Origin of the sequence: Rhodococcus sp. SJ-3 (assembly GCF_051918125.1) — a bacterium.
Classification (GTDB): Bacteria; Actinomycetota; Actinomycetes; order Mycobacteriales; family Mycobacteriaceae; genus Rhodococcus.
The window spans coordinates 4,614,184-4,640,131 of sequence record NZ_CM123306.1 but is presented as its reverse complement, the minus strand read 5'-3'; the positions used below and the strand labels follow the sequence as shown (position 1 = coordinate 4,640,131).

Genomic DNA, 25,948 nt, shown 5'->3' with positions numbered 1-25,948 from the left:
GATCCGTCGACCCGGCCGGTGCGACCGCGCCGTGTCCAGTCTGCCGCAGCGTGCGCTCCGGTTCCGGTCCACGCGCCGGTGTGTCGGATCACGGTTCGGCGGTGTGCGGGTAGTTACTCGGCTGCGGCCCGTTCGGCGAGGCGTGCGAGAAGCCGCTTGTGCACGGCCTCGGGAAGCATCTCGGAGACGTCACCGCCGTAGGCGGCAACCTCCTTGACGAGCGAGCTCGAGAGATAGCTGTACACGGGATTGGTGGCCACGAACAGGGTGTCGACGCCGGTGAGCTTGTGATTCATCTGGGCCATCTGCAACTCGTAGTCGAAGTCGTTGGCGCCGCGGAGCCCCTTGACGATCGCAGAGATCCCGTTCGCAGTTGCATAGTCGACCAGCAGCCCCTGCCAGGAATCGACGCGAACATTGCCGAGATGCGACGTGGCCTCGGCGAGCATTTCGAGGCGTTCGGGCACCGTGAACATGCCCTGCTTGTTGGGATTGATCACGACGGTGACCACGACCTCGTCGAATTGCACCGCGGTACGAGCGATGACGTCGAGGTGTCCGTTGGTGACCGGGTCGAAGGATCCTGGGCATACCGCGCGGCTCATGAGTCAGCACCGTAACAGGCCGCGATCTCCACGCGCGTCTCACCGTACTTCCGGACCCGGTCGACGTCGAAACCGGTGGGCCACGCAGTTTCCGGCGCTCGGCTGGAGCGTTCGAGTACCACGATCGTGTTCTCCCCAACCCAACCGTGCTCGACGAGCGCAATGAGCATCGCCGACACCGCGCTCTCCGCGATCGCGTACGGAGGATCAGCGAAGACCAGATCGTATTCGCGGTCGGCACCCGCCACCAGGACCGCGGCGACCGGCGCCGACCGCAGCATCGCGCCGGACAAGCCGACGACGGCGATGTTGTCGCGGATCACCGCCGACGCTTTGGCGTCCGATTCGACGAGCATCGCATGCGCTGCACCTCGCGAAAGCGCTTCGAGACCGAGCGCGCCGGACCCCGCATAGAGGTCCAGCACGACTGCCCCGTCGAGATCCATCCGCGCGTCGAGCGAACTGAACAGCGCTTCGCGCACCCGCTCGGATGTCGGCCGAGTACCGCGGGGCGGCACCTTCAGGCGCCGCCCCCCGGCTCGACCGGCAACGATTCGTGTCACTCGGAGCTTGCCTCCGTAGACACCACTACGAGCAGATCTCCACCTTCGACCTGCTGAACGGGTCCGGCTGCGATGCGAGTGATCCGCCCGCCGCGAGGAGCGGTGATCGCCGCTTCCATCTTCATCGCCTCGATCGTGGCGACCGTGTCGCCTGCCGAGACCGTGTCGCCTTCGGATACGACAAGGGTGACCGTGCCCGCGAACGGAGCCGCGACGTGCCCTGGATCGTTGCGATCTGCCTTCTCCACGACGGGGATCTCGCTGGCGATCGACCGGTCTCGCACCGACACGGGGCGAAGCTGGCCGTTGAGCAGGCACATCACGTTGCGGAATCCACGTTCGTCCGCGTCCGAGATCGCCTCGAGCCCGATCAGCAGCTCGACGCCCTTGCCGAGACGGACGCGGTGTTCCTCGCCGTACCGCAATCCGTAGAAGAACTGGTTCGCCGACAGCTCCGAGGTGTCTCCGTACTGCTCACGATGCTGTTCGAACTCGCGGGCCGGACCCGCGAACAACAACCGGTTGAGGGTCCGACGACGTTCGAGAGAGGATCCCGCGAGGCCCTTTTCCTCGTCGGCCGTCAACGGCGTCTCGGCCTTCGGCTCCGCGCGGCCGGCCAGCGCCTTCGAACGGAACGGCTCAGGCCAGCCACCGGCCGGCGTTCCGAGGTCGCCGCGCAAGAATCCGATGACCGAATCCGGGATGTCGAACTTTCCGGGCTCGGCCGCGAAGTCGTCGACCGAGACGCCCGCGCCGACCAGGTGCAAGGCGAGGTCGCCGACGACCTTCGACGACGGCGTCACCTTGATCAGGCGCCCCAGCAGGCGGTCGGCGCCTGCGTAGGCGGCCTCGACGTCCTCGAACCGGTCGCCGAGTCCGAGCGCGATTGCCTGCTGACGAAGATTCGACAGCTGACCACCCGGAATCTCATGGGTGTACACACGGCCGGTCGGCGCGGGCAGACCCGACTCGAACGGCGCGTACACCCGTCGCAGTGCCTCCCAGTACGGTTCGAGATCGCACACCGCCTGTAGGTCCAGTCCGGTGTCGAACTCGCTGTGCGCCGCGGCCGCGACGATCGCCGACAATGCAGGCTGGCTCGTGGTGCCCGCGAGCGCCGCCGACGCACCGTCGACCGCGTCGGCTCCCGCGTGCCATGCCGCAACGTAAGTGGCGAGCTGTCCGCCGGGGGTGTCGTGCGTATGCACGTGCACCGGCAGATCGAAGTTGCTGCGCAGAGCCTTGACCAGGGTGGCAGCGGCGGGCGCGCGGAGCAGACCTGCCATGTCCTTGATGGCGATGATGTGCGCGCCTGCATCGACGATCTGCTCGGCCAGCTTCAGGTAGTAGTCGAGCGTGTAGATGGTCTCGTTCGGGTTCGACAGATCGCCCGTGTAGGACAGGGCCACCTCGGCGAGCGTGGTGCCGGTCTCGCGCACAGCGTCGATCGCCGGCCGCATCTGATCGACGTTGTTGAGCGCATCGAAGATACGGAAGATGTCGATTCCCGTGTCGGCGGCTTCCTGGACGAATGCGCGCGTGACTGCCTCCGGGTACGGGGTGTACCCGACGGTGTTGCGCCCGCGCAGGAGCATCTGCAGGTTGATGTTGGGAATTGCCTCACGCAACGCCGCAAGCCGCTCCCACGGATCCTCGTGCAGGAAACGCAGCGCCACGTCGTAGGTAGCTCCGCCCCACGCCTCGATCGAGAGCAGTTCCGGCGTCATGCGTGCGACGTGACCGGCTACCGTGAGCAAGTCCTTGCTGCGCACGCGGGTGGCGAGCAGTGACTGATGCGCGTCACGGAACGTCGTGTCGGTGACACCGATGGCCTTCTGTTCGCGCAGGGCCCGCGCGAAACCCTCGGGCCCGAGTTCGAGCAAACGCTGCCGGGACCCGGGAGCCGGGGGCACAGACAGGTCGATTGCGGGGAGCTTGTCGTGCGGGTACACCGTCGCGATCCGCTCGCCATGAGGCTTGTTGACCGTGACGTCGGCGAGATACTCGAGGATCTTCGTTCCCCGGTCGGCCGAACGTCGCTGCGTCAACAGGTGCGGCCGCTCCTCTATGAACGAGGTCGTCACGCGCCCGGCGCGGAAGTCATCGTCATCGAGAACAGCCTGCAGGAACGGGATGTTCGTCGATACACCGCGAATACGGAACTCGGTCACCGCGCGACGGGCACGCGCGACGGCTGCTTCGAGGTCACGGCCTCGGCACGTGAGCTTGACGAGCATCGAGTCGAAGTGCGCCGAGATCTCCGCACCCACCGATGTACCACCGTCGAGACGGATCCCTGCACCACCGGGGGTGCGGTAGCCGGTGATGCGGCCCGTGTCGGGGCGGAAGCCGTTGGCCGGATCCTCTGTGGTGATACGGCACTGCAGCGCCGCGCCGTGGATGCGGATCGTGTCCTGGCTCAGACCGAGATCGGCCAAGGTCTCGCCCGAAGCGATCCGAAGCTGCGCCTGCACCAGGTCCACGTCGGTGATCTCCTCGGTCACCGTGTGCTCGACCTGGATACGCGGGTTCATCTCGATGAACACGTGCTTGCCGCGCTCGTCGAGGAGGAATTCGACCGTGCCCGCGCACTGGTAGCCGATCTGCTCGGCGAACGCGACGGCGTCCGCGCAGATCCTGTCGCGAAGGTCCGGGTCCAGGTTCGGGGCAGGCGCAAGCTCGATGACCTTCTGGTGGCGGCGCTGCACAGAGCAGTCCCGCTCGTACAGATGGACGACGTTGCCGTGCTTGTCTGCCAGGATCTGCACCTCGATGTGACGAGGGTTGACCACGGCCTGCTCGAGGAAGACCGTCGGGTCGCCGAAAGCCGCATCGGCCTCACGGGATGCCGCCTCGATGGCCTCGCGCAGCTGGGAGGGCTCGGCCACACGCCGCATACCGCGGCCACCACCACCCGCTACAGCCTTGACGAACACCGGGAAGGTCATCTTCTCCGAAGCCGCGACAAGCTCCTCGAGATCGGCAGACGGCTCCGACGAGGCCAGTACCGGCAGTCCCGCTGCTTTCGCAGCCGCGATCGCACGCGCCTTGTTTCCGGTCAGTTCCAGGATCTCGGTCGAGGGGCCGACGAATGTGATGCCCGCACGGTCGCATGCCGCGGCGAGGTCCGGGTTCTCGGACAGGAAGCCGTAACCGGGGTAGATGGCGTCGGCGCCGACCGATGCAGCTGCCTTCACGATCTCGTCGACCGAGAGGTAGGCCCGGACCGGGTGCCCTTCCTCACCGATCTGATATGCCTCGTCGGCCTTCAGACGATGCAGGGACTTGCGATCTTCGTACGGGAACACCGCGACCGTTTCAGCACCCAGTTCGTAGGCGGCACGAAACGCGCGGATTGCGATCTCGCCTCGGTTGGCGACAAGCACTTTGGAGAACATTGCATGACGGTACCGCGCCCGAACAGCACTTCAGTCTCCGGGATTCCACATCTCGAGACGCTGCGGCGTTCCTCCCCGACTGTAACGATGCAGTCGTCCACCAGGTAACAAACACGAAACCTACGCGGTCGCAAGGCCGTAACACCGCGGCTTCGATCCTGCCGCGTTCGAAAAAATGCACCGATGAATTTTTCGGGTGGGACGGTCGGTTTTCCGTTACCGCGAGTCGTCGATCCGAGACACTGGGCCCGAGACCTGAGCACAAGGAAACCCTGGAGTTGCACGTCGAAGCAAAGGACAACGCACATGACCCGCAGGACCACCGCGCATCTGTTCAGCTCCGTCAACGGCGTCGTCGAATCGCCCGACAGGTTCCAGTTCGACGCCTTCGGACCCGAGGAGGGCGACCTGATGGCCGAATCGCTGAGCGGGGTGACGGACGTCGTCATCGGACGGAAATTGTGGCGGGAGTGGTCGGGGTACTGGCCGGGCGCCGACGACCCTTTCGGCGCGTTCATCAACCCCGTCCGCAAACACGTCATCACCAGCACCCTGGACAGCGACGGCATCTCGCTCGGATGGAACAGCACAGTGATCACCGGCGATCCGGTCGAGTACGTCAGAGCACTTCAGCAGGACGGCTCGGGTGGCATCACCGTGGCCGGCGGGATAGAAACCATCCGCTCCCTGTTCCTCGCCCGTGTCGTCGACGCACTCACATTGACCGTCCACCCCGCTGTGACGAATGAAGGCCGACGACTGTTCGACGAGTCCGTGCCGCTGACCAGACTCGACCTGGTCGACAGCAGAATCACCGGTCAGGGCAATGCGGTCCTGACCTACACCCTGCGCGACTGACAGCGGTCGCCATCGGTCACGATTTCTCGAGAAACTGGGCTTTCGTAGTGTCGAGCGCGGCGCCCATCATGCTCGCGAGCCCCGGATGTTGCTTCAGTTCCGGATCCTTCTCCGTGACGTCTCGAGCGAAGCGCTGCGCAGCGGCGATCACCTCTACGTCGTCGACGAGCGAGAGCAGACGCAGGGTCGACACCGTTCCGGACTGCGCGACACCGAGCACGTCGCCCTCACGACGCAACTGCAGGTCGAGTTGGGCGAGTTCGAATCCGTCCGCAGTGCTTGCGACCGCCTCGAGCCTGGTCATCGTCGGGCTTCCCGGCTTGGTATCGGTGATCAGCAGGCATAGGCCCTGGTGGCCTCCCCGGCCGACCCGGCCACGGAGCTGATGGAGCTGACTGACACCGAACCGGTCGGCATCGACGATCACCATCACCGTCGCGTTCGGTACGTCGACTCCGACTTCGACGACCGTGGTGCACACCAGTACGTCGATCTCACCCGCACCGAAGTCGCGCATCACCGCGTCCTTCTCGTCGCCGGGGAGCCGACCGTGCAGCAACCCGACCCGCAGATCGGCCAGCGGACCCGACACCAGTTCGTCGAACTGCTGCAGGACCGATTTCGTGTCGGGCGGCTTCTGCTTGCCCTTCTTCCCGGTGACGGACTCGTCGAGGAGTTCGAAGGCTGCGGGATCGAAGACGGCGTCGTCGTCGGCATCCCCATCACCGATCCGAGAACACACGACATATGCCTGACGACCTTCCGCGACCTCCTCACGGATTCGATCCCACGCGCGGTCGACCCAGGTCGGGTGGACCTTCGCAGCCACCACACGGCTGACGATCGGCGAACGCCCCTTCGGGAGCTGACGCAGCGTCGACACTTCGAGGTCGCCGAGCACCGTCATCGCGATGGTGCGCGGGATCGGGGTCGCGGTCATCACCAGCACGTGTGGGGCTGCTCCGTCACGGCCGCGGGAACGCAGCTTGTCGCGTTGTTCCACACCGAATCGGTGCTGCTCGTCGATTACGACCAGGCCGAGATCGAAGAAGTCGACATTGTCTTCGATCAGGGCATGGGTGCCGATGACGATGCCCGCGTCGCCGGTCACCGCCTCGTTCAATGCCTGCCGCTTCTGCGCTGTCTTCATCGAGCCGGTCAGGAGGGTGATACGGGTGGCGAGTTCGTGGGCACCGAGTTCGCCGGCGGCGGCGAGGTCGCCGAGCATCGCGGTGAGTGAACGTGCATGCTGTGCTGCGAGCACCTCGGTAGGTGCGAGCAGTGCACACTGATGACCGGCATCGATCACCTGCAGCATCGCTCGCAACGCGACGATCGTCTTTCCGGAACCCACTTCCCCTTGCAGCAATCGGTTCATCGGGTGGTTCTGCGACAGGTCCGCGGAGATCTCGTCCGCAACGGACAGCTGCCCTTCGGTCAGCTCGAACGGCAGCCTGCGATCGAACTCGTCGGCGAGCGCATCGGCCTGCCGCGGACACCTCGGTGCGCTCCGAACCTCGACGTCGTGGCGCCGGCGCGCCATCACCAACTGCACCGCCGCGGCTTCGTCGAACCGCAACCGTTCCCGCGCGAGGGTGACGTCGTTCTTGGAATCGGGCAGGTGGATGGTTCGCAGGGCCTCGTCGAGTCCGATGAGAGAATTCTCGCTGCGTACGCCGCCCGGGAGCGGGTCCTCCACGGAGTCGAGCTGATCGAGAACCTGCCGGACGCACCGCATCACTGTCCACGACTCCACGTCGCGGGTCGCCGGATACATCGGGATGAGGGCTCGATCGAAGATCGACATGTCGATGCCGTCCGCACCTTGGGCACTGCGCGCCAGCCCGGCCAGCGCACCGGCTCCGCGGACACGTCCCGGTGCGGGCGCAGCGCCGCCGACCTCGGGCTCGCGCGGCTCCGGAAGGATCACATAACTCGGATGGGCCAGGCTCCACTTGTCGCGGAAGTACTTCACGGTGCCCGAGAACATGCCCCGCACACCGGGCTTGATGTTGTATTTGACCTTGTGCGGGTTGAAGAAGGTGACGTCGATCCGGTGGCGGTCCGACACCAGCACCACAGCCAGCCGGGTGCCGGGACGGCTCTTCATCCGCACCTCGTCGGCCTTCTCCACGCGGGCGATGATCGTGACGTGCTCGCCCTCGGCCGGCTGAGTGTCGCCGAGTTCCGCACCCTGGGTGGCGTAGCGGTGCGGGTAGTGCCGCAACAGGTCTTCGACCGTGGTCATCCCGAACGCGTCGGACAGCTTGTCTGCGGTCTTCCGGCCGAGGAGATGATCTAGGCGGTCCGCGAGTGTCGCCACTACCGTCCCTTCCGTTCCGTGCGGTGACCATCCGAGGTCGCCGGTTACTCGACGCCGAGCTGCAGCAGGTCGCTGCGCTGTCCCCCCTGATACACCACGACCTCCAGTTCCGGGTGGCGGTCGTCGAGGTGGCGGGTCAGTTGTTCGGCGAGACCGTCGGGGGCGCCGTCCCCGACGAGCATCGTCACGAGCTCACCACCCGCGGCGAGGATCTTGTCGAGCAGCGACACACCCGCTGCCACAAGATCATGCTCGATGACTACGACATCTCGTCCCGCGAGCCCGAGACTGTCCCCCGGTTGACACGTTCCGACCCAGGTCAAGGCACGTTCGGTCGCGTACCGCAAAGATCCCCAGCGGGTCGCGGCCGCCGCTTCCGACATCGCGAACGCGTCATCGACGGTAGCGCGTCCCGCGTCGTGCACTGCGAGGGACGCCAGCCCCTGGACCATCGAGGAACACGGTAGGAACATCACCTCGCGTCGACCGGCTCGGGCCTGCGCACCCACTGCAACGACGTCCTGCTCGGACACCCACCCGTTGGGAAGGACGAGGACGTCCGTGCTCGGCAACGAACGGATCGCGTCGAGCAGCAGACGGGGGTCGACGGCTGTCTCCGCAGAGAGGACGGTAGCGCCCTCTGCATCGAACAATCCCTCCGCGCCGTCACCCGAGACGATCGCGAGGACTGCACGGCCGGAGGCAGACACCCGAGCACTCGGGGCACTCGATGCACTCGGGGCGCACTGCCCGACTCGGTCTGCTTCCAGCGTGAAGCAGGTGATCGCGATGCGGCGCAGCCTGCCCGCCGCGATTCCCGCCTCGATCGCAGCACCGGCGTCGCAGCAGTGCACGTGGACCGACCATCCTGCAGAACCGTCCCCCACGATCGCAACCGAGTCGCCCAGTTCGTCGAGCCGCGCCCGGAGCACCGCGATCCGCGCGCGATCGGACCCGTCGACGATGTACATGACCTCGTAGTCCTGCGACTCACCGTCCTGTTCGGCAGCGTCATGATCCGGGACGTCCGGACCACCGGTGTCGGCAACGGGAGTGCTGGTGAGGCGTAGGTGACGGTCGGGTCGCTGGCCCGACACGATTTCGACCAGGCAGTCGAGCAGGATCAGCAGGCCGAGACCGCCGGCGTCGACGACTCCCGCAGCAGCAAGGGCCTCGAGCTGTTCCGGTGTGACCTCGAGCGCGGTCGCCGCGGCGTCGGCGGCGGCCCCGACGGCGCCCCGCAACGACTTCGTGTCGATCACAGCGCGTCCCGCTCCGTCCGCGGCTGCGCGCAGCACCGTGACGATCGTGCCCTCGGCGGGGGTGCTCAGGGCATCGGTCACGGTCGTGGCGGCCCGGCCCAGGGCACGGGCGAAGTCGCGACCGTCGACGGCGGTCAGTCCCGCGATCGAGTCCGCGACACCGCGCAGTCCTTGCGCAAGGATCACCCCGGAGTTGCCGCGAGCTCCGACGAATGCGCCGCGGGCCAGTGCCTCGGCGACCGCGCCGACCGTGAGCGCACCATCGACGGGTCCGCCGAGTTCGTCGGCGGCAGCGCGCAAGGTGGCAAGCAAGTTGGTGCCGGTGTCTCCATCCGGGACCGGGAAGACGTTGAGGGTGTTGATCTCGTGGCAACGTTCGTCGAGGGTGGCCAACGCCAGCTCGACCCAGCGACGCAATGCTCGGCCGTCGACGCCCTCACCGCCTTCGAGCACCGATCAACCCCTTTCCCGTGCCGTCGTACACTCGTGGAAAAGACTAGCCGCGCCCCATTTACGTGTCCGGTTTGGTCTTAGGCAGTCCGGTTGGCTAAGCTGGTCGGGTTGCCTGACACGGGTGACGACGCTCCCCGTGTCTGAAGCATGCACAGACAGAAGATATCCACTAGACACAAGGAGTTCGCGACATGGCTGCCGTCTGCGACGTATGCGCCAAGGGCCCCGGCTTCGGGAAGTCGGTCTCGCACTCGCACCGGCGTACCAACCGTCGCTGGAACCCGAACATCCAGAGCGTTCGCGCTCAGGTTGCACCGGGCAACACCCGCAAGATGAACGTGTGCACCTCCTGCCTGAAGGCAGGAAAGGTTGCTCGCGGCTGACCCCGGTCGAGATGTGGATCAAGGCCCCCGATGCGTAATACGCCGGGGGCCTTGATCGTTCGATCGCCGGTACCGATATGGTGCGACGGTGACCGATAACCTACAGCCCCTCGTACGTGTGGAGGACGGTGTGCTGCGGATCGCCGTGGCCACCGCCGAGCACGGCACATCGTTGTCCCCCGAAGGCATGCGGCAGGGCATCGACGCCCTGCGTTCGGCCGGCCCCGAGATCGGTGCAGTCCTGCTCGTCGGCGAGGGTGCGAACTTCTGCGCGGGCGGAAACGTCCGTGGCTTCGCCGCAGCAGAAGACCGAAGCGCCCATCTGTTCGACATCGCGAACCTGTTTCACGACTTCGTTCGCGCGCTCGACGCCATCGCTGTTCCTGTCGTCGCCGCAGTGCACGGCTGGGCGGCAGGAGCGGGTATGAGCATCGTGCTGCACGCAGATATCGCATTCGCTGGTCCCGGAACCAAGCTTCGGGCCGCCTATCCGTCGATCGGGTTCACGCCGGACGGCGGCATGTCGTGGACGTTGCCCCGTGTCGTGGGGCTCGCCCGCGCGCGTGAACTCATCCTCACCGACGCTGTCATCAGCGCCGAGGAGGGTGTCCGGCTCGGATTGCTCAGCCGCATCGTGGGCGACGACGAGATCCAGGGAGAAGCCCTGCGGATCGCGCGCACGCTCGCACACGGCCCTACTGCGGCCTACGCGGGAATCCACCGTCTGGTCAACGAGTCCGTACACCGGTCGTTGTCCGAACAGATGGATGCCGAGGCCGCGTCGATCTCGGCCGCATCGACAACCCCCACCGGCATCGAAGGTGTGGACGCATTCGTCGAGAAGCGCCGCCCCGATTGGTCGCTGGGCGCCAACGCCGTACAGCAGTGATCGTCGCGAGCCGCTGGGTTGTCGCGAGCCGGTCGGCTAAGGCAGACGCCAGTCCACCGGCTCGCCACCCTGCTCCACCAGCAACGCGTTCGCCCGGCTGAAGGGTTTCGATCCGAAGAATCCGCGCGACGCCGACAACGGCGATGGGTGCGCAGACTCGACGATCGGGACCCCGCCGAGAAGCGGGCGGAGGGTGGCTGCGTCGCGACCCCACAGAATCGCGACGAGGGGTGCATCCCGCGCGACGAGCGCTCGGATCGCCTGCTCGGTGACGCTCTCCCACCCTTTACGCCGGTGTGATGCGGGCTCACCCGGTTGCACGGTGAGCACCCTGTTCAACAACAACACGCCCTGTTCCGACCAGGGCGTGAGGTCGCCGTTGGTGGGCTGCGGCAATCCCAGGTCTTCGCCGTACTCGCGGTAGATGTTGGCGAGGCTACGCGGAATGGGGCGCACATCCGGGGCCACGGAGAAGCTCAACCCGACCGCGTGGCCGGGCGTCGGGTACGGATCCTGTCCGACGATCAGCACCCGCACGCCGTCGAACGGGTGGGTGAACGCGCGCAGAACGTTCTCGCCTGCGGGAAGGTACCTGCGCCCGGCTGCGATCTCCGCCCTGAGGAACGCGCCCATCGCGGTGATGTTCTCGGCGACGGGTGCGAGGGCTTGCGCCCAGCCCAGGTCGACGATCTCCGACAGAGGCTTCGTCGCCCGCTCTGTTGTCTGTTCGCTCACGTCGGAAACTCCTCTGTCATACGGTCCGGTCGATCGATCTGCGCCCATTAGTCGATTCGACGCAGGGCGGTGCGGTAGTAGTCCGCGTTCGCGGCATACATCTTCGCGTTCGCATCGAAGTGGCCTTCGGGCAACTCGAATCCTTCACGAATCTTCGCGGGGACTCCCATCGCCATCCGACGCGCCGGCAGCTCGAAACGCGGCGGGATGAGGGCACCTGCCGCAACCTGTGCGCCCTCGCCGATCGTCGACCCGTTGAGCACGAGAGAACCCGAGCCGATCAGAGCGCCGTCACCGATCGCGGCACCTTCGATGTGTGTGTTGTGACCGACCACGCATCGTGCGCCGAGGATCGTGTCGTCGATGGCGGTGCAGTGGATGATCGTGCCGTCCTGGATGTTGGTCTCATCGCCGACGACGATCCGGCCGTAATCGGCCCTCAGCACTGCGGTCGGCCACACCGAGGCATGAGCGCCGAGGGTGACGTTGCCGATGACCACCGCGTCGGGGTGTACGTAAGCAGTGGGGTGAATGTCGGGAGTGCGGTCGCCGAGCGCGTAAACAGCCATGGGAAAAACCTATCTCGAGTTCACGGACCCGAAACTCTCCCACCCACCCTGTGCGCCCCACTTACGGCCGTCGACCGTCACGCCACTGCCGTCGTGCACACGGCCGATCCGCCGCCATCCGTCCGGCAGATCCACTCCAGGGGGGAAGCACGCGGCCAGGGCGTGGTCTTCGCCACCGGTGAAGACCCAGTTCCACGGGTCGGCTCCGAGCTCACGTGCCGCGGCCGTCAGGCGCGCTGGGGGTTCGAGGGTGTGCTGTTCGACGGTGATGGCGACACTTGACGCGACCGCGATGTGCCCGAGATCGGCGAGTAGGCCATCGGAGATGTCGGTGCCTGCACGAGCCCCGGCGAGTACCGCGCTGACACCGGCGTCGTAAGGCGGTGTCGGAACCCGGTGGGCGTCGACGAGATCGGCGAATCCGGTGTGCTCCGCCTCGAGCAGGGACAGACCCGCTGCGGATGCTCCGACGGTGCCTGCGAGCGCAACGATGTCGCCGACGAGCGCTTCGGAGCGCAGCAGCGGTGCGCGTCCCTGCAGGTCTCCGAGGACGGTGACCGAGACAACCACCTGTCCGGCCTGCACGAGATCTCCGCCGACCACGCCTGCGCCGATCGCTTCGGCAGCTTCACCGATACCAGCGGAGATCTCGTCGAGTATCGAGACCGGGGTGTCGGGTGGGCAGCCGAGACCCACGAGGAATGCGGTGGGACGTGCTCCCATCGCAGCGACGTCCGCCCCGTTCTGGGCCACCGCCTTGCGTCCGATGTCCCGCGGCGACGACCAGTCGAAGCGGAAGTGGCGACCTTCGACGAGCATGTCGGTGGAGACCACTACGCGGCCATCGCCCGCCGCGACGATCGCGGCGTCGTGCCCCGGCCCCACCAGCGTCGTCTCGGGCTGTTGTCGTCCGGCGGTCGCGCGGGCGATCGTGGGGAACTCCCCCATCTCGGCGACGGTGGGTTCTCGGCGGGAGCTGCTGGATGAACCGAGCGGATCCGACACGGTGATTGGCGCCTCTTTCTCGATCGGCTGTGGTTCGGGCGGAGCACATGCCCTGCTAGCGTCGTCAAACGCTACCTTCCTACCCGCTCACTCTCCGATTCCGGGAAACAGATGAACGACAACTCCGCGCCCGAACCCGATCCGACCGCGCCTGATGCCGCCGAGACCCCCGATGCCGCCGAGACCCTCGATGCCGTCGGGACCACGGACGAGCCCCGCCGTAGCCCCGCCACTATCGCGACCGCGGTCGCACTTCCCGTCGCACTGCTCACGGGGGTCGTCGTGGCTGCCATCATGATGTCGCGGGATCCCGTGACCAGTCCGGTGGGACTGGGACCGGTGCCTGCACCGGAAGCAGAATCGACCTCGTGCACCGACCTGCTCGCCGCAGTTCCCGAGAATATCGGGGAATTCGCCCGCGCCGAGCTGGCCGATCCCGCGCCGGTCGGGGCCGCAGCATGGCAGGCGCCCGATGCGTCGGAGGTGGTTCTGAGGTGCGGTCTCGAACGACCCGCCGAGTTCGATCAGGCAGCTGCGTTGCAGGTCATCGACGGGGTCCAGTGGTTCGAGGTGTCGGGCGCCGCGCAGGGCATCGACGCTAGCACGTGGTACGCGGTGGACCGTCCGGTCTACGTCGCACTGACGGTGCCGAACGGCTCGGGACCGACTCCTCTGCAAGACATCTCGGCCGCGGTGATCGATGTCCTGCCACAGCACGAAATCGATCCGGCGCCGGTGGAAGGCCCCTGACTCGGCGAGTTCACCGCGGGTGCATGGATCCGGTCTGCTCGTACCGCTGGTGGAAGCCGAACGCCTCACCGAGCAGGTGCGGTGTGTGGCCTGCGCTCTCGCCGGCTTCGGCGCGGTCGACGTAGTCGGTCAGCTCCGCGCGGTAGTCGGGATGTGCACATTTGTCGATGACGACCCGTGAACGTCGTCGTGGCGACAAGCCTCGGAGGTCTGCGAGGCCCTGCTCTGTGACGAGCACCTGCACGTCGTGCTCGGTGTGATCGACATGGGGCACCATCGGCACGATCGAGGAGATGGCGCCGTCTCGTGCGGTGGACGGACTGAGGAACATCGACAGGTAGCCGTTGCGGGCGTAGTCGCCGGAACCGCCGATCCCATTCATCATCCGCGTGCCCATCACATGGGTGGAGTTGACGTTGCCGTAGATGTCGGCCTCGAGCATTCCGTTCATGCCGATGATGCCGAGTCGTCGCACGACTTCCGGGTGGTTACTGATCTCCTGGGGCCGAAGCATGATGCGGCTGCGGTAGAAATCGATGTTCTTCACCAGTTCGTCGAGGCCGTCCTGCGACAGCGCCAAGGCAGTCGCGGAGGCGAATCGTACTGTGCCGTCCTCGATCAGCTGCAGCATGCCGTCCTGGATGACCTCGGAATAGCAGGTCAACCCCCGGTACGGACCACGGGACAGACCGGCGAGGACCGCATTGGCGACATTGCCGATACCCGCCTGCAGGGGAAGCAGGGTGTCTGCAGGGAGGCGGCCTGCCGACACCTCGTGGCCGAAGAAATCGAGGACGTGCATCGCGATCGCTTCGCTGGTGTCGTCCTGCGGGGTCAGCTTGCTCGGGCTGTCGGGTGCGTGGGTTTCCACCACCGCAACGACGCGCTCGGGGTCGACCGCGAAGTGGGGCTGTCCGATCCGGTCGTCCACGCCGGTGAGGAGGATCGGCGTGCGGTGCGGTGGCAGCGCGGTGCCGTAATAGATGTCGTGGCAGCCCGCGAGCCCATCGGGGATCCACGAGTTGACTTCGAGCACGATCCGGTCGGCCATATCGAGCCAGGTCTTGCTGTTGCCGACGGAGGTCGCCGCGATCAACTCACCCGATTCGGTGATGCCGGCGATCTCCACCACCGCGACGTCGATCGTGCCGTAGTAGCCCTCCCAGACTTGCTGTGCGACGTGCGAAAGATGGATGTCGACGTAGTCCATCCGTCCCGCATTGATGCGGGCACGCGCGGTGGCCTCGGACTGGTAGGGCATCCGCAGCGCGACACCCTCGGTCTCGGCGAGCAGACGTTCGGTCTCGGTCGACACCGAGGCACCGGTCAGCAGGTCGATGGCGAATTCCTCGCCGGCAGCACGAGCACGGCGGATCCGCTCGGCCAGGGCCGGGGTAACGGCCTTCGGGGTACCTGCACTGGCGAAACCACTGATCGCAACGGTGTCACCGGGGTGTATGTATCGGGCTGCCTCTTCCGCAGAGACCACCTTGGCGAGAAAATCCCGGTTCCTGATCCGTACCGAAGTCGAGGTCGGGGCAACGGAGGCAGCGCTGATCGACATGCGGGCAGTTTAGCGGCGGTAACGATCCGTCCGTCACACTGCCCGCTCCAACAGAACGGAGGTCACCGTAACGTACAGGCAGTAGGCCCCCGCGGCGTATACCGAGCAACGGGTGGACGTCGGAGCTTTCGTGCACGATGGGGCATATGAGCACCCCGATGATCGATTTGCGCGACGAGGCCGAACGGCTGCTCACCGAACTGGCCGGGCCCCACGCGAGACTCCGTGAGGATCAGTGGACTGCGATCGAGGCGCTCGTGGTGCACCGGCGCCGCGCCCTCGTGGTGCAACGCACCGGCTGGGGCAAGTCCGCGGTCTACTTCATCTCCGCCAAGCTTCTCCGCGCACACGGCCACGGGCCCACCGTCATCGTCTCCCCCCTGCTCGCGTTGATGCGCAATCAGGTCGAGGCAGCGGAACGCGCAGGAGTTCGGGCCGCGACCATCAACTCCGGGAACATCACCGAGTGGGCTGGGATCCACCAGCGCATCGCGGACGGTGAGATCGACATTCTGCTCGTCAGCCCCGAGCGGCTCAACAACCCGGACTTCCGCGATGAGGTGCTGCCTGCACTGGCACGCGACGCGGGGCTCGTCGTGGTCGACGAAGCGCACTGTGTGTCGGACTGGGGTCACGATTTCCGGCCCGACTATCGGCGTATCCGCACACTCGTGGCCGAACTCGGAGAGGGCATCCCGGTCCTGGCGACCACCGCGACCGCGAACGACCGGGTGGTGTCCGATGTCGCCACCCAGCTGGGTGTGGGCGCGGGAAGCGACGACACGCTGGTCCTGCGGGGCGGACTCGACCGGCCGTCGCTGCACCTGTCGGTGGTGCGGATAGACGAGCCGGCCCAGCGTGCCGCATGGCTGGCGCAGCATCTCCACGAGCTCCCCGGCTCGGGCATCGTCTACGCGCTGACCGTGTCCGCAGCACGCGACCTGGCGTCGTTGCTCGCCGAACACGGTCACGCGGTGGCCGCATACACCGGGCAGACCGACACCGTCGAGCGTGAACAACTCGAGGCCGATCTCCTCGCAAACCGTGTCAAGGCACTGGTCGCGACGTCAGCACTCGGCATGGGCTTCGACAAACCCGACCTCGGGTTCGTAGTGCACCTCGGTGCTCCCTCGTCGCCGATCTCGTACTACCAGCAGGTCGGGCGCGCGGGCCGCTCCACCGATCGCGCCGAAGTGATCCTCTTACCGGGCAGTGAAGACCGGCAGATATGGAAATGGTTCGCTTCCGTCGCGTTCCCTGAGGAGTCCCTGGTGCGCCGTGTGATCGGCGCGCTGGACACCGAGCGCCCATTGTCCACGCAGGCACTGGAGCCCCGAGTCGACCTGAATCGGTCCCGGCTCGAGATGGTCCTGAAGGTTCTCGATGTCGACGGTGCCGTTCGCCGCGTCAAGGGAGGCTGGATCGGTACCGGTCGATCGTGGGACTACGACGCGGAGCGCTATGCCCGCCTCGAGGCAGCGCGCTCCGCCGAGCAGGAAGCGATGCTCGAATACGAGCGGACCGATGGGTGCCGCATGGTCTACCTGCGCCGCCAGCTGGACGACCCGGAGTCGAGCCGTGACATGCCCGGGTGCGGTCGGTGCGACAACTGCACGGGAGTGCGGTGGAGCGTCGATGTCGAGAATGAACAGGTGCGGCGTACCCGAGCTCGGCTCGAACGCCCAGGTGTCGATCTCCCGCCGCGCAAACAGTGGCCCACAGGCATGGCCACACTCGGAGTCAAGCTGTCCGGGAGGATCGCGGACGGGCCGGAGCCTGGTCGCGTACTCGGCCGGCTCTCCGATCTCGGATGGGGTCCTCGGTTGCGAACACTGCTGGACAGTCCCGACGCGGACGCGCCGGAATCCGTCGTGAAGGCCGCTGTCGCCGTGCTGGCGGCATGGGACTGGGCCGAGCGTCCGACCGCGGTCATGGCACTCGAGTCGCCCGACCACCCGGTCCTGGTGGAGTCACTTGCCGGGCACCTCGCTCGACTGGGCCGTCTGACGAACCTTGGTGTCCTGCGGCGGCGTCCCGACGCGCCGGCTGTGACCGCCGCGAACTCGGCGTACCGGATCGCATCCTTGCTCGACGCCTGGGAACCGGTGGAGCTCGACGGACATCAAGGACCGGTGCTCCTCGTCGACGCCGTCACCGATACCGGGTGGACCTTGACCATGGCAGCGCGGCACCTCATCGCGGCGGGAGCCGGCGGGGTGCTGCCGTTCGCGCTGGCGAGCCCGAAGTAATCGCTCGGAGAGCGACGGACGATACACAATTGTGACCGGCCTCACAACAGCCGCCTCACCTGCGCAGAACCCGGCAATCCCCCACGAATTCGGACCAAAGGGGTGATTTCGATCGGCACTCTTGTTAGGTTCGAACTACTTATGAAGCCCGTTATGGAAAGTAGTACCCCAACGACCGAACCGGCTGAATTGAGTTTTCGGAGCCCACAGATCTCCGACGGAAAGCGTTTGTGGCAGATTGCCCGCGATTCCGAGGTACTCGACGTCAATTCCGGTTATGCGTATGTGCTGTGGTGTCGCGATTTCGCCGACACGTCTGTCGTGGCTACGGACGAGACCGATCGCCCGGTCGGGTTCATCACCGGCTACCGCAGGCAGGACTCCCCCCAGACACTGTTCGTATGGCAGGTCGCTGTCGATGCTGATCAGCGTGGCCGCGGAGTGGCCGGGCGCATGCTCGATGCCCTCCTCGACCGACTCCGCCCGTCCGGCGTGACCCGGTTGGAAACCACCGTGAGCCCCGACAACGCTGCTTCGATCGCCATGTTCACCGCTCTGGCACGACGCCGTGGCACCCATATCACGCGAACCGACTTGTTCGCTCCCGACGATTTTCCCGATTCACATCTTGCGGAAGATCTTTACACGATCGGCGATTGATCAGGCATTACGGGAATTTCCGCGCCGAGTTCGTCATCGAAATTCATAACAGGAGGACCAGAGAAAATGACCATCCTGGAAGACAAGCCTGCCACCCGCGCTGGTAACGATATCTTCGAGCACCTCGAATCCGAGGTCCGCAGTTACAGCCGTGGGTGGCCCGCAGTATTCGAAACAGCGTCCGGCTCCTGGTTGCGGAGCGAGGACGGCAAGGATTACCTGGATTTCTTCGCCGGCGCCGGAGCTCTCAACTACGGCCACAACAACCCGGTCCTGAAGTCCGCCCTGGTGGACTACATCATGAAGGACGGGGTCACCCACGGCCTCGATATGATGACCACCGCCAAGCGCGATCTGCTCGAGACTTTCGAGAACGTGATCCTGAAGCCGCGCGGACTCGACTACAAGGTCCAGTTTCCCGGCCCCACGGGTACCAACACCGTCGAGGCCGCGCTCAAGCTGGCCCGCAAGGTCACCGGGCGCGAATCGATCATCAACTTCACCAACGCGTTCCACGGCATGACGCTCGGTGCGCTGTCGGTCACCGGCAACTCGATGAAGCGCGCCGGTGCCGGTGTGCCACTCGTCCACGCCACACCGATGCCGTTCGACAACTACTTCAACGGCGTCACCGAGGACTTCCAGTGGTTCTCACGCGTCCTCGACGATTCCGGCAGTGGCCTGAACCGGCCCGCCGCTGTCATCGTCGAAACCGTTCAGGGTGAGGGCGGCGTCAATGTCGCACGCGCAGAATGGCTTCGCGCCCTGGCAGATCTGTGCGCCGAGCGTGAGATCCTGCTCATCGTCGACGATGTCCAGATGGGTTGTGGCCGTACGGGTGCGTTCTTCTCGTTCGAGGAAGCCGGCATCACCCCCGACATCGTGACGCTGTCGAAGTCCATCGGTGGATACGGCATGCCGATGGCGCTGACGCTGTTCAAGCGCGAACTCGATGTCTGGGGACCGGGTGAGCACAACGGCACCTTCCGCGGCAACAGCCCGTCGTTCATCACGGCAACGGCAGCGCTGAACCACTACTGGACCAACGACGAGCTCGAGCGTGGCACGCTGCGTAAGGGTGAGCGCATCCACCAGACCTTCATGAACCTGTCCGACATGTTCGAGGGTGTGTCCACTCGCGGCCGCGGCCTGGTGCAGGGTCTGGTGTTCGAGGATCCGTCGGATGCCCAGAAGGTGTGTGCCCTCGCATTCGAGAAGGGTCTGCTGGCCGAGACGTCGGGTCCGTCCGACGAGGTGGTCAAGCTGCTGCCGCCGCTGACTATCACCGATGACGAACTCGAGTACGGTCTGAACATCCTCGCGGAGGCCACCGCCAAGGTCCGTTCCTGACCCTCCCCTTCCCAATTCACCGATAGAAAGAGCATCGCTTCACATGATCGTGCGCACCACCGAGGAAATCACCGATACCGAGCGCGACATCACCTCCGAAGACGGACAGTGGCGCAGCAAGCGCATCGTCCTCGCCGGTGACAAGGTCGGCTTCTCGTTCCATGAGACGACTATCGAAGCCGGGACGATCAACGAGTTCCACTATGCCAACCACATCGAGGCCGTCTGGCTGGTGGAGGGCACCGGCAAGCTGCGGGACCTCGACAACGATGTCGTGTACGACCTCGGACCCGGATCCATGTACCTGCTCAACGGGCACGAGCGGCACCGCGTCGAGCCGGAGACCCGCATGCGGATGCTGTGCGTGTTCAATCCCCCGGTCACCGGCCGTGAGGTGCACGACGAGAACGGGGTCTACCCGCTCATCGTCGAAGAAACTGCCTGATCGTTCCGAACATCGGGGTCACACAGCGTGACCGATGCGGGGCGGACGCATAGAGTCGAGGCCATGGCCTCCTCTCAGCGTTCGCCCCGCATTGCTGTCGGCCCAAGGTCCGACGCCATGTTCGTACGGGCAGTCACCAGCGGAGGTGGCATCGCGGTGCCACTCGAGGAGAGGCCCGACGCACTGATCTGGACCAGCGGGCCGGACTCGTTTCCTCCCGCCCTGCCCGAGTCGGTCCGCTGGGTGCAATTGCCCTCCGCCGGGGTCGAGCAGTGGCTCGAGGGTGGCATCATCAAGCGTCATCCGCAGATAATATGGACATCCGCGGCCGGCGCCTACTCCGCGACGGTCGCCGAACACGCCCTGATGTTGCTACTCGCCGGTGTGCGAGCACTCCCCCAGCATCTCGCGACGACGTCGTGGCAACCCGAGGAGTTCTATCCACGTCTGGGCACCTTGCGCGGAGCGACGGTCGGAATCATCGGTGCGGGCGGGATCGGACGCGCCCTCATCCCGATGCTTTCGTCGCTCGGCGCGCAGGCTCTGGCCGTCAACCGCAGCGGACGTCCCGTCCCCGGCGCGGTCGAGACCTTCTCCACCGAGAGGATCGACGAGATATGGCCCCTCGCAGACCATTTCGTCGTGTCCGCTGCAGCCACACCCGATACCGAGCAGTTGATCGGCGCGGCCGAACTGGCCGCGATGAAGTCGACCGCGTGGCTGGTCAACATTGCGCGCGGCAGCCTCATCGACACGGAGGCACTCGTCCATGCTCTGGCCACGGGCACGATTGCGGGCGCCGGACTCGACGTCACCGATCCCGAGCCTCTTCCCGATGGGCACCCCCTGTGGTCACTGCCCAATGCGATGGTCACCCCGCATGATTCGAATCCACCGGCCCTGCGGGTGCCCGCCTACGTGGAACGGGTGGTCGAGAACGTCACGCGGTTCGCGTCGGGCGTCGAGCCGGTCGCAGTGCTCGATGTCAGCGCTGGCTACTGAGGTTCCGCGTCCTCCGGGGATTCTCGTTCGTCCCGATCAGCCCATTCCAGCAGCGTCCCGAGTGAGAACGCATCCTCGTCGATCCCGGCTTGCAGGTCACCGAGTTTCGCGAACCGCTCGGGAACGGTCTCGATCGTGAAGTCGCGGGGATCGAGACCATCGATCTCGTTCCACCGCACCGGTGCCGACACAGTCCCCTCCGGAACACCCCGGACCGAGTACGCACTCGCGATCGTGTGGTCGCGGGCGTTCTGGTTGTAGTCGACGAACACTGCGGTCGGATCTCTGTCTTTACGCCACCACGCGGTGGTCACCTCATTCGGCGCACGGCGCTCTATTTCTCGCGCGAAAGCCAGTGCAGCCCTGCGCACATCGTCGAACCCCCAGTTCGGCTCGATTCGGACGTACACGTGGAGTCCGTGCCCACCCGAGGTTTTCGGCCACCCCACTATGCCCAGTTCGTCGAGCACCTCGTGCACAATCGACGCGACGAGCCGCACCTTCCCGAAGTCGCATCCGGGCATCGGATCGAGATCGATCCGCCACTCGTCCGGTTTCTCCACGTCGGTGCGGCGTGAGTTCCACGGGTGGAACTCCACCGTCGACATCTGTACCGCCCACACGACATCCGCGAGATGTGTGACGCACAGTTCGTCGGCGTCTCGGTTGTACCGGGGAAAATGCACGCGGACGGTCTGCACCCAGTCCGGTGCACCGCGCGGCAGTCGCTTCTGGTGCACCTTGTCGCCGTCGAGACCGTCGGGAAATCGGTGCAGCATGCACGGCCGGTCCCGCAATGCGCGGACGATACCGTCTCCGACGGCCATGTAATACCGGGCCAGGTCGAGCTTGGTGATGCCGAGCGCCGGAAAGTAGATGCGTTCGGGATGCGAGATCCGTACCGCCCGGCCGTCGACGTCGAGCTCCACAGCGTTCGACGAATCCTTTGCTGCTCCCATCCCCGTCTCCCCTCGTCGCTTCGTCCTGCAATCCATGGTCGCCGGTCACCGCGTTCCACATCCCGCATTCGTCGACATCGAGAACAATCCGGAGATACCGTCGACCCGTGTTGTTCACACAGGTGGTCGAGACCTCCGCCGCAGTTGCTGCGACACGGTCGAGGAAGGTCAAGATCGCCGCCCTGCGTGTGCTGCTCGAACAGGCGACCGCCGGGGAGGCCGAGCCTGTGGTGTCGTGGCTGTCCGGAGTGCTGCCACAGGGGCGTATCGGCATCGGATTCCGCACTCTCATGGCGCTGCAGGCAACCCCCGGTATCCATCCGACGCTGACGGTGACGGATGTCGACTCTCTCGTCGGCCGCATCGGGGGCCTGTCCGGTCCCGGATCGACCGGGTCGAGGCAGAGGTTGCTGGCCGAGCTGTTCACCCGCGCCACGGCGCAGGAACAGGTCTTCCTGGCGCAGCTACTCGGAGGGGAACTCCGACAGGGTGCGCTCGAAGGTGTGATGATCGACGCCGTGGCGGTCACCGCAGAGCTGCCTGCCGATACCGTACGGCGAGCGGTGATGCTCTCGGGGCAGCTTTCCCGCGCGGCAGCCGCTGCGCTTGCAGGTGGGCAAAGCGCCCTGTCCGCGTTCCGGCTCGAACTCGGGCGACCCGTCCGGCCGATGCTTGCCGTGCCTGCCGAGTCCCTCGAGTCGGCGCTCGACGAGTTCGGCGGGGACTGCAGTGTCGAGTACAAGCTCGACGGTGCGCGCATCCAGGTCCATCGCGACGGCGATTCGGTGTGGGTCTTCACCCGGACCCTGCGCGAGATCACCTCGTCGGTGCCCGAACTCGTCGAACTCGTGGCCGGACTACCGTGCCGCAGTGTCGTGCTGGACGGGGAGACACTCGCCCTCACCGACTCCGGGCGACCCCGTCCGTTCCAAGAGACCATGAGCCGCTTCGGGGCAAGCACCACACGTGAGCTCCTCCTCCACCCGTTCTTCTTCGACTGCCTCCACCTGGATGGCGTGGATCTGGTCGATGTTCCCCTGTCCGAACGCCTTACGTCCCTCGAGCGTATCGCAGGTGCGCATCGGATTCCGTTGGTCGTGGCACCGGATCCGGCTGCTGCGCACGCTCACCTCGATGCCGCCCTCGAACACGGCCACGAGGGGGTCATGATCAAGTCCTTGTCGGCGCGATATCTGGCCGGTCGCCGCGGCCACTCGTGGCAGAAGGTCAAGCCCGAGCACACGCTCGACCTCATCGTCCTCGGTGCCGAATGGGGCTACGGGCGCCGCACCGGGTTCCTGTCCAACCTGCACCTCGGTGCGCGCGACCCCGACGGAGGTCCACCGATCATGGTCGGTAAGACCTTCAAGGGATTGACCGACGAACTGTTGCGATGGCAGACCAGCGAGTTTCCCGCGTTCGAATCCCACCGCGATGAACACACCGTGTACCTGCGGTCCGAGTTGGTCGTGGAGATCGAGCTCGACGGTGTGCAGTCCAGCATCCGATATCCGGGTGGTGTCGCACTGCGTTTCGCCAGGGTCCTGCGCTACCGTCCCGACAAGTCTCCTGCCGACGCCGACAGTATCGACGCTGTCCGAGACCTCCTGCGCGCCCGCGGACCGAACGCACCGGCCCGGGAATAAGATGGTGCCGCGAAGGAGGGCCCGTGTTCGGTACCCGAGAGTCGACGGTGACGAACCCGTCCGAGACATTGCGTTCACTCGTGGACGGGCAACGCATTGCCGTCCTCACCGGTGCGGGGATGTCGACGGATTCCGGGATTCCCGACTACCGGGGGCCCGATTCGCCGCCGCGCAACCCCATGACGTTCCAGCAGTTCGTCGGCGACCCGGTGTTCCGCCAGCGATACTGGGCCCGTAACCACGTCGGGTGGCGCCACATGGATGGAGCACGACCGAACGCCGGTCACCGCGCGGTCGTCGCGCTGGAGCGAAGTGGAGCGGTCCTCGGTGTCATCACCCAGAACGTCGATCTGCTGCACACCAAGGCCGGCAGTCGCCGGGTGATAGACCTGCATGGCTCGTACGCTCAGGTCCGGTGTCTCGCGTGCACCAACCCCATCTCACGATTCACGCTGCACGAACGGTTGTCCGCAGCGAACCCCGGATTCACGGAACGCGCACACGCTGTCACCGGGCTCGAGGTTGCGCCCGACGCCGACGCCGTCGTCGTAGACACCGGTGATTTCACCGTCGTCGACTGCGACAGGTGCGGCGGCATGCTCAAACCCGACATCGTGTACTTCGGTGAGATCGTGCCTCGGCCCCGCGTCGATGCCGCTTACGCGTTGGTCGATCAGGCCGATGTGCTTCTCGTCGCGGGGAGCTCGCTCACGGTGCAGTCGGGGCTGCGTTTCGTCCGGCGCGCCGTCGACCGCGATATTCCGGTGGCGATCGTGAACCGGGGACCGACCCGTGGAGACGCCCACGCAACGGTCAAGGTCGAGGCGGGCACCTCTGAGGTGCTTGGCGCGCTCTCCGGATCATGACATTGCGACATTGCGCGCGAGCCCAAATCCCACACTAACTTTCCTCGCGTTGCCCGGGTCGCCGTGGGTCGTGAGGCAACGGAAAGCCGCACGACTTGGGGAAAGTGTCGCTAGATCTGCGTCAGCCGGAGCGTTTCGCGATCGGCGCGATCGGTGTCCCACCGGGAGTGTCGCTCACAGCCCTCCCTGCCGGGAGATGGACCCGCATCGCATACCGCTCGGGCAGCAAGCGCCGACCGGTCTTTGCCGCAGTGAGCGCCGAACTGCATCGAGCGGCCGTACCTTTTCGCGGGCGCGCCGGGAACCCCTCGACCTAGATCCGCACCAGATCGTCGGCGTGCACAACCGGTCGCTGCAGATCCTGAGGCAACTGCCGCGTGGAGAACCCGATCATGAAGTCGAGTTCACTCGGCTCGTAGGCCACGACACCCCGCGCAACGGTGCGGTCGTCCGGGCCCACGAGCGCAACCACGTCGCCGGCGTGGAAGCTGCCACTCATCCCGGTGACACCGGCCGCGAGCAGCGACCTACGACGTTCGACGACAGCGCGGACTGCCCCCGCATCGAGGTGCAGGGTGCCTACGGTGTCGGCCGCATGCCGAACCCAGAAGTGGCGGGCCGACATTCGCTCGGGACGCGCAGCGAACGCGGTGCCCACATCGGCAGCGCCCAATGCCCGAGCGGCATCCGATGCGGCAGCCAGCAGCACCGGCACCCCGGAGTCCGCCGCGAGCCGCGCCGCGGAGAGTTTGGTCGCCATACCCCCGGTTCCGAGTGCACCGCCCGAGCCGGCCACCACGCCGTCGAGATCTTCCGGGCTCGTGACCTCGCGAATCAAGGTCGCTCCCCCCTTACGTGGATCGCCGTCGTACAGCCCGTCGACGTCCGAGAGGAGGACGAGTGCGTCCGCGCTGGTCAGGTGCGATACGAGAGCGGCGAGACGGTCGTTGTCGCCGAAGCGTAGCTCGACCGTCGCGACAGTGTCGTTCTCGTTGACGACGGGCACCGCACCGAGTGAACGAAGTCGGTCGAGGGTGCGCTGCGCGTTGCGGTGCTGGGTGCGACGGGCGATGTCGTCGGCGGTGAGGAGCACCTGCCCGACTGTGCGGTCGTACCGGGCGAAGGACATTCCCCACGCGTGCGCCAGTGCGAGTTGCCCCACGCTCGCGGCAGCCTGCTTGGTCGCGAGGTCGCGTGGTCGCGCGGTCAGTCCGAGCGGTGCCAGCCCGGCACCGACCGCGCCCGAGGACACGACGGTGACGTTCGAACCGGACCGCATACGTCCTTCGATGGCGTCGACGAGTCGATCGAGGCGTTCGCGGTCCAGACCTCCGGTCAGACTCGTGATGGCCGACGATCCGATCTTGACGACGATGCTGCGTGCGGAAGCGATGACCCCGCGGGTGTCGCTCAC

General features: G+C 66.1%; 22 protein-coding genes. 11 read left to right on the top strand and 11 right to left on the bottom strand.

Going from position 1 to position 25,948, the window contains the following annotated elements:
• Positions 1-113 precede the first annotated feature (113 nt).
• From coaD to ACTDXD_RS21620, 3 genes are read right to left on the bottom strand one after another with little or no spacing between them, the layout of a single operon-like run.
• Positions 114-605, bottom strand: a complete 492-nt coding sequence (gene coaD / locus ACTDXD_RS21630; protein WP_169688633.1) for a pantetheine-phosphate adenylyltransferase — start codon at positions 603-605, stop codon at positions 114-116.
• Positions 602-1,168 (bottom strand): 16S rRNA (guanine(966)-N(2))-methyltransferase RsmD, encoded by a 567-nt coding sequence (rsmD, locus tag ACTDXD_RS21625; protein ID WP_440124272.1) that lies wholly within the window; start codon positions 1,166-1,168, stop codon positions 602-604. The genes coaD and rsmD overlap by 4 nt, the downstream gene beginning before the upstream one ends.
• A complete protein-coding gene (locus ACTDXD_RS21620; protein ID WP_440124271.1) occupies positions 1,165-4,566 on the bottom strand; it encodes a pyruvate carboxylase in 3,402 nt (1,133 codons plus the stop codon). Before ACTDXD_RS21620 ends, rsmD begins: the two co-directional genes overlap by 4 nt.
• Before the next feature lie 306 nt (positions 4,567-4,872).
• Here ACTDXD_RS21620 and ACTDXD_RS21615 point away from each other — a divergent pair, with 306 nt between their 5' ends.
• Complete coding sequence (locus ACTDXD_RS21615) at positions 4,873-5,424, top strand: dihydrofolate reductase family protein (protein WP_440124270.1); 552 nt, start codon at positions 4,873-4,875, stop codon at positions 5,422-5,424.
• Positions 5,425-5,440: 16 nt separating this feature from the next.
• On the opposite strand, the gene recG is transcribed toward ACTDXD_RS21615, so the two are convergent.
• Entirely contained in the window at positions 5,441-7,747 is a 2,307-nt protein-coding gene (recG, locus tag ACTDXD_RS21610) for an ATP-dependent DNA helicase RecG (protein ID WP_440124269.1), read from the bottom strand.
• A 44-nt stretch (positions 7,748-7,791) separates the two neighbouring features.
• Positions 7,792-9,462 carry a DAK2 domain-containing protein gene (locus ACTDXD_RS21605; protein WP_440124268.1) on the bottom strand — a complete coding sequence of 557 codons (1,671 nt, stop codon included), beginning with the start codon at positions 9,460-9,462 and terminating at the stop codon, positions 7,792-7,794.
• Between the two features lie 191 nt (positions 9,463-9,653).
• Here ACTDXD_RS21605 and rpmB point away from each other — a divergent pair, with 191 nt between their 5' ends.
• Complete coding sequence (rpmB, locus tag ACTDXD_RS21600; protein WP_054720034.1) at positions 9,654-9,845, top strand: 50S ribosomal protein L28; 192 nt, start codon at positions 9,654-9,656, stop codon at positions 9,843-9,845.
• A gap of 88 nt (positions 9,846-9,933) precedes the next feature.
• Complete coding sequence (locus ACTDXD_RS21595; protein ID WP_440124267.1) at positions 9,934-10,734, top strand: enoyl-CoA hydratase/isomerase family protein; 801 nt, start codon at positions 9,934-9,936, stop codon at positions 10,732-10,734.
• Between the two features lie 36 nt (positions 10,735-10,770).
• On the opposite strand, the gene ACTDXD_RS21590 is transcribed toward ACTDXD_RS21595, so the two are convergent.
• From ACTDXD_RS21590 to ACTDXD_RS21580, 3 genes are read right to left on the bottom strand one after another with little or no spacing between them, the layout of a single operon-like run.
• The gene (locus ACTDXD_RS21590) at positions 10,771-11,469 is read right to left on the bottom strand and encodes a uracil-DNA glycosylase (protein WP_440124266.1); all 699 of its coding nucleotides are present in this window, start codon (positions 11,467-11,469) and stop codon (positions 10,771-10,773) included.
• A gap of 47 nt (positions 11,470-11,516) precedes the next feature.
• Positions 11,517-12,038: a gamma carbonic anhydrase family protein gene (locus tag ACTDXD_RS21585; protein WP_440124265.1), complete on the bottom strand. Its 522-nt coding sequence runs from the start codon at positions 12,036-12,038 to the stop codon at positions 11,517-11,519.
• 9 nt (positions 12,039-12,047) lie between these two features.
• Positions 12,048-13,049 (bottom strand): thiamine-phosphate kinase, encoded by a 1,002-nt coding sequence (locus ACTDXD_RS21580; RefSeq protein ID WP_440127741.1) that lies wholly within the window; start codon positions 13,047-13,049, stop codon positions 12,048-12,050.
• 105 nt (positions 13,050-13,154) lie between these two features.
• Between ACTDXD_RS21580 and ACTDXD_RS21575 the strand changes: the two genes are divergently transcribed.
• The gene (locus ACTDXD_RS21575; protein WP_440124264.1) at positions 13,155-13,793 is read left to right on the top strand and encodes a DUF3515 domain-containing protein; all 639 of its coding nucleotides are present in this window, start codon (positions 13,155-13,157) and stop codon (positions 13,791-13,793) included.
• A gap of 10 nt (positions 13,794-13,803) precedes the next feature.
• On the opposite strand, the gene ACTDXD_RS21570 is transcribed toward ACTDXD_RS21575, so the two are convergent.
• Positions 13,804-15,357, bottom strand: coding sequence for an acetyl-CoA hydrolase/transferase family protein (locus tag ACTDXD_RS21570; RefSeq protein WP_440124263.1), 1,554 nt, complete (start codon positions 15,355-15,357; stop codon positions 13,804-13,806).
• A 146-nt stretch (positions 15,358-15,503) separates the two neighbouring features.
• Here ACTDXD_RS21570 and ACTDXD_RS21565 point away from each other — a divergent pair, with 146 nt between their 5' ends.
• From ACTDXD_RS21565 to ACTDXD_RS21545, 5 genes are all read left to right on the top strand, one after another.
• Entirely contained in the window at positions 15,504-17,606 is a 2,103-nt protein-coding gene (locus ACTDXD_RS21565; RefSeq protein ID WP_440124262.1) for a RecQ family ATP-dependent DNA helicase, read from the top strand.
• A 141-nt stretch (positions 17,607-17,747) separates the two neighbouring features.
• Positions 17,748-18,266, top strand: a complete 519-nt coding sequence (gene ectA, locus ACTDXD_RS21560) for a diaminobutyrate acetyltransferase (protein WP_330131809.1) — start codon at positions 17,748-17,750, stop codon at positions 18,264-18,266.
• A gap of 66 nt (positions 18,267-18,332) precedes the next feature.
• Positions 18,333-19,616 (top strand): diaminobutyrate--2-oxoglutarate transaminase, encoded by a 1,284-nt coding sequence (gene ectB / locus ACTDXD_RS21555; protein WP_440124261.1) that lies wholly within the window; start codon positions 18,333-18,335, stop codon positions 19,614-19,616.
• A 43-nt stretch (positions 19,617-19,659) separates the two neighbouring features.
• Positions 19,660-20,061, top strand: a complete 402-nt coding sequence (locus ACTDXD_RS21550) for an ectoine synthase (protein ID WP_440124260.1) — start codon at positions 19,660-19,662, stop codon at positions 20,059-20,061.
• Between the two features lie 63 nt (positions 20,062-20,124).
• On the top strand, positions 20,125-21,063 hold the full coding sequence (locus ACTDXD_RS21545) for a D-isomer specific 2-hydroxyacid dehydrogenase family protein (protein ID WP_440124259.1): 939 nt from the start codon (positions 20,125-20,127) through the stop codon (positions 21,061-21,063).
• On the opposite strand, the gene ligD is transcribed toward ACTDXD_RS21545, so the two are convergent.
• Positions 21,057-22,022 carry a non-homologous end-joining DNA ligase gene (gene ligD, locus ACTDXD_RS21540; protein WP_440124258.1) on the bottom strand — a complete coding sequence of 322 codons (966 nt, stop codon included), beginning with the start codon at positions 22,020-22,022 and terminating at the stop codon, positions 21,057-21,059. The two genes, ACTDXD_RS21545 and ligD, sit on opposite strands and share 7 nt — an antisense overlap.
• A 107-nt stretch (positions 22,023-22,129) precedes the next feature.
• Between ligD and ACTDXD_RS21535 the strand changes: the two genes are divergently transcribed.
• The gene (locus ACTDXD_RS21535; RefSeq protein WP_440124257.1) at positions 22,130-23,668 is read left to right on the top strand and encodes an ATP-dependent DNA ligase; all 1,539 of its coding nucleotides are present in this window, start codon (positions 22,130-22,132) and stop codon (positions 23,666-23,668) included.
• Positions 23,669-23,715: 47 nt separating this feature from the next.
• Positions 23,716-24,534, top strand: a complete 819-nt coding sequence (locus ACTDXD_RS21530) for a Sir2 family NAD-dependent protein deacetylase (RefSeq protein ID WP_440127740.1) — start codon at positions 23,716-23,718, stop codon at positions 24,532-24,534.
• Positions 24,535-24,847: 313 nt separating this feature from the next.
• Here the strand turns inward: ACTDXD_RS21530 and proB are convergent, their stop codons facing one another.
• Positions 24,848-25,948, bottom strand: coding sequence for a glutamate 5-kinase (gene proB, locus ACTDXD_RS21525; protein ID WP_440124256.1), 1,101 nt, complete (start codon positions 25,946-25,948; stop codon positions 24,848-24,850).

Excerpts from the sequence above, each read along its gene's own strand:
- coaD (WP_169688633.1), bottom strand. The coding sequence starts at position 605 with ATGAGCCGCGCGGTATGCCCAGGATCCTTCGACCCGGTCACCAACGGA.
- ACTDXD_RS21620 (WP_440124271.1), bottom strand. The coding sequence starts at position 4,566 with ATGTTCTCCAAAGTGCTTGTCGCCAACCGAGGCGAGATCGCAATCCGC.
- ACTDXD_RS21615 (WP_440124270.1), top strand. The coding sequence starts at position 4,873 with ATGACCCGCAGGACCACCGCGCATCTGTTCAGCTCCGTCAACGGCGTC.
- rpmB (WP_054720034.1), top strand. The coding sequence starts at position 9,654 with ATGGCTGCCGTCTGCGACGTATGCGCCAAGGGCCCCGGCTTCGGGAAG.
- ACTDXD_RS21585 (WP_440124265.1), bottom strand. The coding sequence starts at position 12,038 with ATGGCTGTTTACGCGCTCGGCGACCGCACTCCCGACATTCACCCCACT.
- ACTDXD_RS21575 (WP_440124264.1), top strand. The coding sequence starts at position 13,155 with ATGAACGACAACTCCGCGCCCGAACCCGATCCGACCGCGCCTGATGCC.
- ACTDXD_RS21570 (WP_440124263.1), bottom strand. The coding sequence starts at position 15,357 with ATGTCGATCAGCGCTGCCTCCGTTGCCCCGACCTCGACTTCGGTACGG.
- ACTDXD_RS21565 (WP_440124262.1), top strand. The coding sequence starts at position 15,504 with ATGAGCACCCCGATGATCGATTTGCGCGACGAGGCCGAACGGCTGCTC.
- ectA (WP_330131809.1), top strand. The coding sequence starts at position 17,748 with ATGAAGCCCGTTATGGAAAGTAGTACCCCAACGACCGAACCGGCTGAA.
- ectB (WP_440124261.1), top strand. The coding sequence starts at position 18,333 with ATGACCATCCTGGAAGACAAGCCTGCCACCCGCGCTGGTAACGATATC.
- ACTDXD_RS21550 (WP_440124260.1), top strand. The coding sequence starts at position 19,660 with ATGATCGTGCGCACCACCGAGGAAATCACCGATACCGAGCGCGACATC.
- ACTDXD_RS21545 (WP_440124259.1), top strand. The coding sequence starts at position 20,125 with ATGGCCTCCTCTCAGCGTTCGCCCCGCATTGCTGTCGGCCCAAGGTCC.
- ligD (WP_440124258.1), bottom strand. The coding sequence starts at position 22,022 with ATGGGAGCAGCAAAGGATTCGTCGAACGCTGTGGAGCTCGACGTCGAC.